Genomic DNA, 11,536 nt, shown 5'->3' on the forward strand with positions numbered 1-11,536 from the left:
AGCTGAATTAACTCAATAAACGCAACAGGCTGTTTTCACCTGTTGCGTTCTAACATCTGCGTTTCTAACATCACCTTCCAACCCAGTTCAACTTACCACTGAGACATTCTCTCCAACCCAGGTCAGCAATTGCTTAGCCGCTTTAGATAACACCTGATTCTGGCGAACGATGTAACCAAAGTCTGTGTTGGGGAAGCTTGGCAACGGTATCACCTCTCTGGTTAACTTCAGCCTTGGGTCAATTGAAAAGTCCGGAACAATCGCTGTGCCAAAACCGGCTTCCGCCCAATCGATTTGCGCTTCCACACTGCCTACTTCCATCACTCTATGCTTTGGCAGCTTCAGTTCCGGTAAAGAAGCATCGATCAGTTCTCGCGTACGAGTATCGTGCCCAAGCAGAATAAGCGTCTGGCTTTCCTTTTTGTTTTCCTGCCACTCAAAGATATTGTCGCCAAAAGCACACCAGTGAATCTGGGTCAGGGGGGTAAAGTGAAGCGGTTGACTCTCTTTCTGAGCGATAACAAAACCGATGTCTGCTCGGGCACGTTTCACTAAGTCCACCGCTTGAGATGACGTGGTGTTGAATAGCGCTAAATCGATGCCCGGATACTCGTTTTTGAATTTTTGAAATGGTTTGATAAGTAACAAGCGCGAAACAATATCGCTGGCAGCAATCGAAAGCGTTCCCTGAGTAAGATCATTAATCGCATTAAGATCCGACTGACAGATCTGCAGCTCGTTCAGCATGTGTTGCGCAGTATTCAACAAGCGCTTTCCAGCCTGAGTCAGTTGCACAGGATTTCGTTCAATCAATTTCGTCCGTGTTGCTTGCTCAAGCTGCTTAATGTGCAAGCTGACATTCGGCTGAGTCATATGCAGCTCTGTAGCCGTTTTGCCGAAATGTTTCACTTCCGCCAACGTGACAAATGTCCTCAGCCAATTCAAATCCAACATTGCCCACTCCGATATGAATTTCTTATCAAGCTGATGAGTATAATTAATTTCTCTTATTAAGGCGAACAACATAAGATTTTTCGGTCTGTTATTGGAGTACAAATTATGTCGTCTATCGTTGTTGTGGGTGCAAACTGGGGTGATGAAGGCAAAGGCCGCATCGTTGACTTTTTGGCAGAGCAAGCTTCTGCGAGTATTCGTTTCCAAGGTGGTAACAACGCAGGTCACACCGTGGTTAACGACCTGGGCACGTTTAAGCTACACCAGCTTCCAAGTGGCGTATTCAACCCAGACTGTTTGGCAGTTTTAGGTCCGGGTATGGTTATCAGCCCTGCGTTGCTGTCTCAGGAGATTGCGGAAGTCGAAGAAGCGGGCGTTAAAGTGAATATGCGCATTTCTGATCGCGCAACACTGTGTCTACCTCTACATGCACTTGAAGATACGCTAGAAGAACAGCGTTTAGGCGACAAAGCATATGGTTCAACTCGTCAAGGTATTGCACCTGCGTACGGTGACCGTGTGATGAAAAAAGGCATTCTTGTTGGTTGGTTAAAGCAACCTGAAGTGCTAGTTGAACGTCTTCAATTTATGATGGATTGGAAACTACCTCAACTACGTGCGCTTTACCCTACATTTGAGTTTGAACAGTCGGCAGAAGAGTTAGCGAACTGGTTACTAGAAGTATCTGCACCTTGGCGTGATGCTATCTGTAACGTAACGCTTCCTCTTAAAGAGCTGCAAGCAGAAGACAAGACATTGCTATTCGAAGCGCAACTTGGTGCAGGCCGTGACCTGGTTTACGGTGAATACCCATGGACAACGTCTTCAAATGTTGTCTCTATGTATGCAGGTATCGGTAGTGGCCTACCAGCTCTTCGTCCAGAGCGCGTAATTGCTGTAGCGAAAGCATTCAGTTCATCAGTAGGTACAGGCACGCTGATCACTGCAATGGAAGAGCAAGATGCATTCCGTGAACTTGCAGGTGAGTTCGGCGCAACAACAGGCCGTCCACGCGACATGGGTTACTTTGATGCAGTAGCAACCAAAAACGGGGTTGAGCTACAAGCAGCGACAGAAATCGCGCTAACCAAAGTAGACTGTCTGACGGGTCTTAACGATCTTAAAATCTGTGTTGGCTACGAAGGCGATCACAGCGAAAACCCAATCTGGCCTCAAACAGCAGCACTAGCACCAATCTACGAGAAAATGGAAAGCTGGAGCGAAGACATCACAGGATGTCGTCAGTTTGAAGAGCTACCAGTAGCGGCACAGAAATACGTACTGCGTATTGAAGAACTTATGGGCGTACCAGTAAAAATGGTTTCTGTGGGTCCTGGTCGTGAACAAATGATTATGCGTTAAGGTGTGAGGGATACCAACCATCGTTGGTAAACCACATCTTTTGGCAGCGGCTTCCATCTGTTCCGGGGTGAAGCCGCTTTTTTTTATTTTTGAAACCTGACTGAACGCCGTTTCGGTCTAGAACGGTTTCCCGTTAAAACAATCTGCGCTTCATTCCCGCCTTTTCCAAAATTCGAGTCGAAATTTCCTCAACAGAAAGCGACGAGGTATTGATATAAGGAATCGCTTCTCTTCGGAACAGCGCTTCAACCGTATTCAACTCCAATTTACATTGTTCTTCACTGGCGTAATCACTGCCCGATAAACGATTCTCGCGAATTTCATTCAATCGTTCAGGGGTAATGGTCAATCCAAACAACTTATGACGATGTATCTCAAACTCAGGCAACAAGCGCAGCATCTTTACGTCTTCCGCAATAAACGGGTAGTTCACCACGCGCAGACCAAACTGCATTGCCATATATAAGCTGGTTGGGGTTTTGCCACTGCGCGATACACCCAGAAGAATGATATCTGCCTGCTCCAAGCCTTTTAGCGTAATGCCATCATCATGGGCGAGCGTATATTCGATTGCAGCAATGCGGTCAAAGTAAGTATCGGAGTCTTTACCCACACTTCGGGAGCGCTGCAACTTTGGCGTGGGTGCCATCTGAATGTCGTCCTGAACTTTTTGCACAATGCTTTCAAGCACATCGTAGCTGAAAGCGGGAGCCGCAAGCAGCATTTCCCGCACCTCTGGCACAACTATTGAGAAAAACACCAGAGGCTTAACACCATTTCGGCGGTAAGAAGCTTCTATTTCTTTGACGACATCCAATCCTTTGTCTGGAGTTTCCACAAAAGGAAAGGTTTTTTCATTAGGAATGAATGAAAATTGACCTAGAACAACATGGGCTAATGTCTCACATGTTATCGCCGTACCGTCAGAAACATAGAATACATCACGACTTTGGGTATTTGTTTGCATTTTTGTTTAATATTTCAAAATCTTTTGAGTAGGATGGTCAACATAATATTAATAAATCAGTTTGGCTTTCAGTTAGGTTCCCCACAGCTTTGAAAATTCGTTGAGTTTTTTTTAGCTAGAACGTAATCGATTGCCTTTGATATCAACCTGAACAAGTGAATGGTCGAAAATTGTTCAGAAAAAGTCGCTCATAGTGAATTATAAATTTCAGTAGCTTATTACTCTGGTTACACAATTTATAAAAACACCCTCTGTGATTTTAACTGACAATAACGAGTAAGCATTTGTTTAGATTGACTTAAGTCCCCCTACAAAAGCTGCAATGTTTCTGGAGAAAGACATGCAAAAGAACACCCTCTGGTTCAATGGCCTATCCATGAATGATGTCGACAAAGTCGGCGGTAAGAACGCTTCGCTTGGTGAAATGGTTTCTAACCTAGCTAACGTTGGCGTTTCTGTTCCAAATGGTTTTGCGACAACCTCATATGCGTTCAATAAATTCCTTGACCATGAAGGTTTGGATGATCGTATTCACCAACTACTCGATGAACTGGATGTTGAGGATGTAGACGCTCTGCGTAAGACAGGCGCGACCATCCGTCAATGGGTTTTAGACGCCCCTTTCCCAGCAGATCTTGAACAAGATATCCGTGAAAACTATCAAGAACTGGTTGAAGGTAACCCTGAACTTTCAGTTGCAGTTCGCTCTTCTGCAACAGCGGAAGACTTACCTGATGCATCTTTTGCTGGTCAGCAAGAGACTTTCCTAAACGTCAAAGGTATTGACGCTGTAATGGAAGCAACGAAGCACGTTTACGCTTCTCTATTTAACGACCGCGCTATCTCTTACCGTGTACACCAGGGTTTTGACCACCGTGGTATCTCACTGTCAGCAGGTATCCAGCGCATGGTGCGTTCTGACAAAGCTTCTTCAGGCGTAATGTTTACTCTGGACACAGAATCAGGCTTCGACCAAGTGGTATTCATCACTTCGTCTTGGGGTCTGGGTGAAATGGTCGTTCAGGGCGCAGTTAACCCGGATGAGTTTTACGTTCACAAGCCAATGTTGGAAGCGGGTGCTCACCCAATCGTGAAGAAAACATTCGGTTCTAAACAGATCAAAATGATCTACTCAAACAGCCAAGAAATCGGCAAACAAGTAGACATCATTGATACGTCGGATGAAGAGCGCAACACTTTCTCTCTAAACGACGAAGAAATTAAAGAGCTTGCAAAACAAGCGATGATCATCGAGAAGCACTACCAGCGTCCAATGGACATTGAGTGGGCGAAAGACGGTATCGACGGTAAGCTTTACATCGTTCAGGCTCGCCCAGAGACCGTATGTTCTCAAAGCGAAAAGAACGTTATCGAGCGTTACGAGCTAAACAACAAAGCAGACGTTTTAGTTGAAGGTCGTGCAATCGGTCAACGTATCGGTAAAGGTGCGGTACGTTTAGTTGATTCACTAGACCAAATGTCACTGGTTCAAGACGGCGACGTACTGGTAACTGACATGACTGACCCAGATTGGGAACCAGTAATGAAGAAAGCGTCAGCTATCGTAACCAACCGTGGCGGCCGTACTTGTCACGCAGCGATCATCGCTCGTGAACTTGGTATCCCAGCTATCGTTGGTTGTGGTGATGCAACCAGCAAACTGTCTGACGGTATCGAAGTGACGGTATCTTGTGCAGAAGGCGAAACAGGTTACGTTTACCAAGGCGATCTTGATTTTGAAGTAAAGCGTTCTTCTGTCGATGAGCTACCATTGCTACCGACTAAAGTAATGATGAACGTGGGTAACCCAGATCGCGCATTCGACTTCGCTCAAATTCCAAACGAAGGTGTTGGTCTTGCGCGTCTTGAATTCATCATCAACAAGATGATCGGTATTCACCCGAAAGCGCTACTGAACTTTGATGCTCAAAGCGATGAGCTAAAAGCAGAAATCACGCAGCGTATCCGTGGTTACAAAGATCCTATCGACTTCTACGTAAGTAAACTGACAGAAGGCATCGCGACTATCGCTTCTGCATTCTGGCCAAAACGCGTTATCGTTCGTATGTCTGACTTTAAGTCTAACGAATACAGCAACTTGGTTGGTGGTAAATCTTACGAGCCGCATGAAGAAAACCCAATGCTGGGCTTCCGTGGTGCATCTCGTTACATTTCACCAGTGTTTGAAGACTGTTTCGAGCTAGAAACTCAAGCAATCAAACGTGTTCGTAACGAAATGGGCTTGAAGAACATCGAGATCATGATCCCGTTCGTTCGTACTCCAAGCGAAGCAGCGTCGGTTATCGACCTGTTGGCTAAGTTCGACCTACGCCGTGGTGACCAGGGTCTGAAAGTTATCATGATGTGTGAACTGCCTTCAAACGCAGTACTGGCAGATGAGTTCTTGAAGTACTTCGACGGCTTCTCTATCGGTTCAAACGACATGACTCAGCTAACACTTGGTCTGGACCGTGACTCTGGCGACGTGGCTCACCTATTTGATGAGCGTAACGCTGCGGTTAAAGTAATGCTGAAAATGGCAATCGACGCAGCAACGAAAGCTGGTAAATACGTAGGTATTTGTGGCCAAGGCCCTTCTGACCATGAAGATTTAGCGGAATGGTTGATGGAGCAAGGCATCAGCTCTGTATCACTTAACCCAGATACGGTTATCGATACTTGGTTGCAGCTAGGTAAAGTTAGCAAGTAATTCGCGTTAGAATTCTCTAATCTAAAGCCCTCAAACTTCGGTTTGGGGGCTTTTTGCATTCTGTAGCAAGACCTTATGTCAATATTGCGTGAGTTCGTGACAATATTCGCAGCCTAGCGTCATGCGTAATTTTCCCTCTGCAGATTTTCACCTAGAATGAAAGAAACCCATTTCGCAAGAGATTGAAGTCGATGAAAAAACCGATCGTTATCTTAACAACGCTAATGTTACTTGCCTCTCCGGCCCATGCAGACTGGGATAAAATCTCCGAAAAGATGTCTGAGCTGGGTGATGCGGTTGCGGAAGGTGCACAAGAGGCATGGGACAGTACGAAAACGTATTCCAAACAAGCTTGGCAAGATTTTATGAACTGGTCAGAAGAAGCGATGAACACGGCTGGTGAATGGACAGATGCGAGCATTGAAAAAAGCAAAGAGTGGATTGATATCGCGGATAAAAAGATTGATGAGCTGATGGAAGGCGATACGCCAGAAGAAGCACGACAAGCGGTCGATTTGATGGCTGACAGCACCATGTTCAAACTCTTCAATGAAAAACCGGAAGCGAAGGCACTCTACGACCAAGCATATGGCTACGCGGTATTTGACTCTCGCAAGTTATCTTTACTGTTCCACACCAACTCTGGCTCTGGCGTTGCGGTAAATAAAGAGACAGAAAAACGCACTTACATGAACATGTTCGGAATGGGCTTGGCACTCGGCGCTGGCGGCAAGTTTTATCAACAAGTGGTGCTGTTTGAAAACCAAAAAGATTTCGACACTTTCGTTAATGAAGGCTGGGAAGCGTCCAGCGAAGCAACGGCTCTTGCAGGCGATGAAGGTGAGGAACTCAGCACACACTTTAACAGTGGTGTCGCGGTGTACCAGTTGAACTCAAAAGGTCTGTTAGTCGATGTCAATGTGTCTGGTTCTAAATACTGGGTCAACGAGGAGCTAACCAACTCTCAGTAAGTGAAAGACTCAAGAACAAATAGAAGCCAAGGGGAGAACCGCCGAAGCAAAAGGTGACGCTCCCCTTTCTCGTTGAGTCGGTTTTGGTTATGCTTACATGAAACCACTTCAATTCAACTTCGCATGTCTGACACTCACTTTAATACGCTCCTCGCAGAGGCCATCTCTGCCTTAAATACGCCTAATTTCACGCCGAAATTGATGCGGGTGATCAGCGCTTTATTCGATTTTGATTGCGCGGTGATACTGGGATATCGTGAAAACAAACACCCTATTTATCTTTATGATTCGATTCAAAATGAGCGTGATTTGCTCTTTCAACGCTATCTCACCAATTCGTTTCAAAATGATCCCTTTTTCCAGCAGTTAAACGACAGCAAACAACAAGGGGTTTTTACGCTAAAAGATGTGGTTCGTAAGGGCGTAGATTACCAAGACTATTGCGACCAATTTTATCGCCAGACTGGCTGGAAAGATGAACTCAGTATGCTGATCCAAGTCGAAGCTCATTCCTGGGTAATGTTCTATTTCGGCTACCTGGAAGAAGGTAAACGCTTCTCAAAGCAGCAAATAAACCGATTACAACCTTACTTTTCGATACTTCAATCGCTGTGTCAGCAACACTGGAAACAAGCTGAGTTTTCAATGTCTGAGCCCGTTTTTAATCCCGAGACATATTCTGGCAATCTGAGAGAAGTAATAGAACACGCCCTGACAACATTTGGCACCGATACGTTAACCCGACGAGAGCAAGAAGTCGCCCAACTGCTAGTACAAGGGTTTGATACCAAAGAAATTTCGACTCGACTGGAACTGGTGCAAGGCACGGTCAAAAATCATCGCAAACGGATATACTCACAGTTGAAAGTCTCTTCACTTGGCGAGCTATTTCAGCTGTTTTTAAATCATCTGATTACCCGCGTGAGATAACAAACTGTCCCTTTAGGGATATGTCGATCAGCACTGTCGCGCTTTAGTCTGAATGAAACAATAACTCAGGCAGATAAGACAATGACATTGATTGAAGATTTACAAGCGAGAGGACTCATCGCGCAAGCCAGTGATTTAGAGCTGATTCAAACGCTTTTATCAGAGCCACAAACCGTCTACTGCGGTTTCGATCCCACCGCTGGCAGCCTGCATATCGGACACCTCGTGCCTTTAATTATGCTTAAGCGCTTTCAGGATGCAGGTCATCAAGCCATCGCTCTGATTGGCGGAGCAACAGGTATGATTGGCGACCCAAGTTTTAAAGCTACCGAGCGCAACCTTAACTCGCAAGAAACGGTGACTGGTTGGGTGAATGATCTGTCCAAACAAATCCAGCAACTGATGAACCCTCAACTGGCGACCCCAATGCAGCTGGTTAACAATGCCGACTGGATGCAGAAAATCAATGTGATCGATTTTTTCCGCGATGTCGGTAAGCACTTTTCAATCAACACTATGATCAACCGCGAATCGGTGAAACAGCGCTTGCAGCGACCTGATCAAGGGATCTCGTTTACCGAATTTAGCTACGCGCTTTTACAGTCCTACGATTTTGCCGAACTCAACCGACAACATGGTTGCCGCTTACAGATCGGCGGAAATGACCAATGGGGTAACATTGTCAGTGGGATAGACTTAACACGCCGTCAAAATAGTGAGCAAGTGTTTGGCTTAACATTGCCGCTTATTACCAAGTCTGATGGCACCAAATTTGGTAAAACGGAAGGCGGTGCAGTTTGGCTAGATCCAACCAAAACCTCACCTTACGCGTTTTACCAGTTTTGGCTGGCAGCAGAAGACGCCGATGTATACCACTTTTTGCGTTACTACACGTTCTTGAGCTGTGAAGAGATTACAGCAATCGAAACACAAGATATTTCAAGCAAAGGAAAGCCACAGGCGCAGCGTATTCTTGCTGAAGAAATGACACGCTTCGTTCACGGTGAGGCGGGCTTAGCGAGTGCCGAGCGCATCACTCAGGCGCTGTTCAGTGGTGATGTTCAACAATTGAGCTTAAGTGAATTAAAGCAGCTCGAATTGGATGGCTTGCCTTGCATTCACAGTACTCAACAAGACTTAGTGACGCTGCTTATTGAATCTGGTTTAGCAAGTTCAAAACGCATTGCCAGAGAACTGATAGATAATAATGCCATTAGTGTTAATGGCGAAAAAGTCTCCAGCGAGAAACCGAGTCTGAGCTTCCCACTTTTCGACCAATACTGGCTACTTCAGCGCGGCAAGAAGCATTTCTGTTTGGTGACGCGAGCAGTTTAGCCGATAAAAAAAGACCCCTCATCACATCAATGATGAGGGGTGTTCAGAGTATTGAACTAAGTTATTTCAAGATAGCGCTATCGCGCCTGTTATCGTTATTGAGTTCTTAAGTTCTGCCAATATTTCTCATAAATCGCTAAAGTTTCAGCGCCAACATCGTTAATGAACTCGCCTTTTTCCAAGTCGTCTTCCGCTGGGAAAATGGTCGCATTATTTTTCAGTTCATCCGGCAACAGATTACGTCCAGCATTCGTTGCAGAGGCGTAGCCTAAGCTATTAACGATTTCTGCTTGGTTTTTCGGCTGGTACATAAAATTAATGAATTTATGAGCCAACTCTTTATTTTCGCTACCTGATGGAATGGTGAAATTATCCATCCACAACACCGCGCCTTCTGCTGGCATCACGAACTTCAGCTCTGGCATTTCTACCTGACCCTGGTAAGCGTTACCATTCCATTGCATACCAACCGAGGTTTCTCCCGACACATACGGAACCTGTGGTGCATCTGAGTTATAAAGCAGCACATTGTTTTTCAACGCCACCAGCGATTCGTAAGCTTGTTTGATTTCCGCTTCATTTTTGCTGTTCACACTGTGGCCGTTCATTTTTAAAGCCATACCGAACACGTCGCGAATATCATCAATCAGCATCACTTGTTGCTCATAATGCTCATCCCATAAGTCTGCCCATTTTGTCACAGGTTGTTCTACCATCGATTCGTTGTAACTGATCCCAGTGACGCCCCAAATATACGGCAGCGAGTAGTCATTGTTAGGATCGTGCGCTTGTCCTAGCAAACCTTGCATTGTGTCTTGCATGTTTGGTACCTGCTCATGGTCGATCTTGGCTAACAGCCCTTCTCTTCCCATTTTTTCAATGAAATACGCAGATGCAAACACAACGTCATAACCGGTGCCCTTGAGTAATTTCAGCTTGGTATACATTGACTCATTATTCTCAAAGGTCGAATAGTTAACCGTCACACCTTCTTGTTTTTCAAATGCTTTTAGTGACGCTTCCGGCAAATAGCCGCCCCACGCATAAACGTTCAGTGTTTTCGTTTCTGCATGAGCAAACATACTGAGAACAAGTGCGCTCAGCCCCAATCCTTTGATAATAAGTTTCATGGTATGCAATCCAACCAGTCCAGCGACGCGCTGGGATTCGGGTGCATAATTAGTTAATAATTAACCAATTAAAAGAAAAATAAATTAATCTTTAAAAGCAAAAATATTTATTGATTATCCTCACTTTGGAAACGCCCAAACGACGGGCATCTTGAAGTCGTTTGGATATAAATGTTTAAATTGACGTTTAAAAAACTGGAGTACTCTGATGAGAGTTGATGATTTAAAACTGTTCACGAAAGTGGTTGAACTCGGTAGCTTTACAGCTGCTGCACATGCTCTCGATCTTCCACGCGCCAATGTCAGTCGACGCATTGGCGAACTTGAACGCCATCTTGGTACTCAACTGTTTCACCGCACCACGCGAAGCTTGTCACTCACTAACAAAGGAGATGTGTATTATCAGGATCTGCAAAAAGCACTGACATTACTCGACTCCGCTAATGAACAAGCCACTAGTGAAAGCGTAGAAGTACGAGGTAAGGTGAAACTAGGTCTGTTGCCAGAAACCTACGAGTTGATTCAACCCATATTGTTTGATTTTCAGGATCAATATCCGCAAGTCGAGTTGGATGTGCGCAACATTACTAATGGCTTTATCGATATGTTCCAACAGGGGCTGGACATTGCTGTTCATGGTGGCGCATTGTTTGATTCTGATATCGTCGCGCGTAAAATTTTGACCTTAGATCGCTGTGTGGTTGCGTCGCCGAAATACCTCGAGAAACATGGCACGCCAACAACTCTGGAAGAGTTAAGTGAACACCAATCGATTTGTTTTCGTTGGCCAAGCGGCGCTGTAGATAATAATTGGCACTTCCAAGAACAGAATATTATGGTTAGTCCCAAGCTTATCTCCAACAATATTGGCTTCATTAAAAGCTCGACACTTCTTGATCGAGGCATCAGCTACATCGCCAAGGTATTGGTCGAAAAAGAGCTCGAATCAGGGGATTTAGTACAAGTATTGTCTCACTACTCTGTCACTAAAGAGACCGGCTGGCTTCTTTACCCTCAACCTAAGACATTGAATCAGGCGAGCCGATTACTTATCGAGCATTTGTGCAACAAAATACCAAAACATCTGTAGCACGCTTTTATTGTCACGATTTTCGTGACATTGATTCATGCTCACACGTGATTATCTAATCACCTTTCACCGATAAGATGGCGCCGA

At 45.2% G+C, this 11,536-nt stretch carries 9 protein-coding genes; 6 read left to right on the top strand and 3 right to left on the bottom strand.

Features of this window, described 5'->3' with window-relative positions; genetic code table 11:
* Positions 1 to 87 precede the first annotated feature (87 nt).
* Positions 88 to 954, bottom strand: a complete 867-nt coding sequence (locus tag VER99_RS17365; protein ID WP_020334440.1) for a LysR family transcriptional regulator — start codon at positions 952 to 954, stop codon at positions 88 to 90.
* A 105-nt stretch (positions 955 to 1,059) separates the two neighbouring features.
* Here VER99_RS17365 and VER99_RS17370 point away from each other — a divergent pair, with 105 nt between their 5' ends.
* Complete coding sequence (locus VER99_RS17370) at positions 1,060 to 2,316, top strand: adenylosuccinate synthase (protein WP_020334438.1); 1,257 nt, start codon at positions 1,060 to 1,062, stop codon at positions 2,314 to 2,316.
* A 133-nt stretch (positions 2,317 to 2,449) separates the two neighbouring features.
* Here the strand turns inward: VER99_RS17370 and ppsR are convergent, their stop codons facing one another.
* On the bottom strand, positions 2,450 to 3,283 hold the full coding sequence (gene ppsR, locus VER99_RS17375) for a posphoenolpyruvate synthetase regulatory kinase/phosphorylase PpsR (RefSeq protein WP_014233655.1): 834 nt from the start codon (positions 3,281 to 3,283) through the stop codon (positions 2,450 to 2,452).
* A gap of 340 nt (positions 3,284 to 3,623) precedes the next feature.
* Here ppsR and ppsA point away from each other — a divergent pair, with 340 nt between their 5' ends.
* The 4 genes from ppsA to tyrS all read left to right on the top strand — a co-directional run bounded on the left by ppsA (position 3,624) and on the right by tyrS (position 9,229).
* On the top strand, positions 3,624 to 5,993 hold the full coding sequence (gene ppsA / locus VER99_RS17380) for a phosphoenolpyruvate synthase (protein WP_020334436.1): 2,370 nt from the start codon (positions 3,624 to 3,626) through the stop codon (positions 5,991 to 5,993).
* A 191-nt stretch (positions 5,994 to 6,184) separates the two neighbouring features.
* The gene (locus VER99_RS17385; protein ID WP_014233653.1) at positions 6,185 to 6,964 is read left to right on the top strand and encodes a YSC84-related protein; all 780 of its coding nucleotides are present in this window, start codon (positions 6,185 to 6,187) and stop codon (positions 6,962 to 6,964) included.
* A gap of 123 nt (positions 6,965 to 7,087) precedes the next feature.
* Entirely contained in the window at positions 7,088 to 7,894 is an 807-nt protein-coding gene (locus VER99_RS17390; protein WP_020334435.1) for a helix-turn-helix domain-containing protein, read from the top strand.
* 81 nt (positions 7,895 to 7,975) lie between these two features.
* Positions 7,976 to 9,229 (top strand): tyrosine--tRNA ligase, encoded by a 1,254-nt coding sequence (tyrS, locus tag VER99_RS17395; RefSeq protein WP_020334434.1) that lies wholly within the window; start codon positions 7,976 to 7,978, stop codon positions 9,227 to 9,229.
* Positions 9,230 to 9,324: 95 nt separating this feature from the next.
* On the opposite strand, the gene VER99_RS17400 is transcribed toward tyrS, so the two are convergent.
* Positions 9,325 to 10,359, bottom strand: a complete 1,035-nt coding sequence (locus VER99_RS17400) for an ABC transporter substrate-binding protein (RefSeq protein WP_020334433.1) — start codon at positions 10,357 to 10,359, stop codon at positions 9,325 to 9,327.
* A gap of 208 nt (positions 10,360 to 10,567) precedes the next feature.
* On the opposite strand from VER99_RS17400, the gene VER99_RS17405 reads away from it, so the two are divergent.
* The gene (locus VER99_RS17405; protein WP_014233649.1) at positions 10,568 to 11,449 is read left to right on the top strand and encodes a LysR family transcriptional regulator; all 882 of its coding nucleotides are present in this window, start codon (positions 10,568 to 10,570) and stop codon (positions 11,447 to 11,449) included.
* The last annotated feature ends 87 nt before the right edge of the window (positions 11,450 to 11,536 follow it).

The organism is Vibrio natriegens NBRC 15636 = ATCC 14048 = DSM 759 (assembly GCF_035621455.1).
In the GTDB taxonomy this organism is placed as follows: domain Bacteria; phylum Pseudomonadota; class Gammaproteobacteria; order Enterobacterales; family Vibrionaceae; genus Vibrio; species Vibrio natriegens.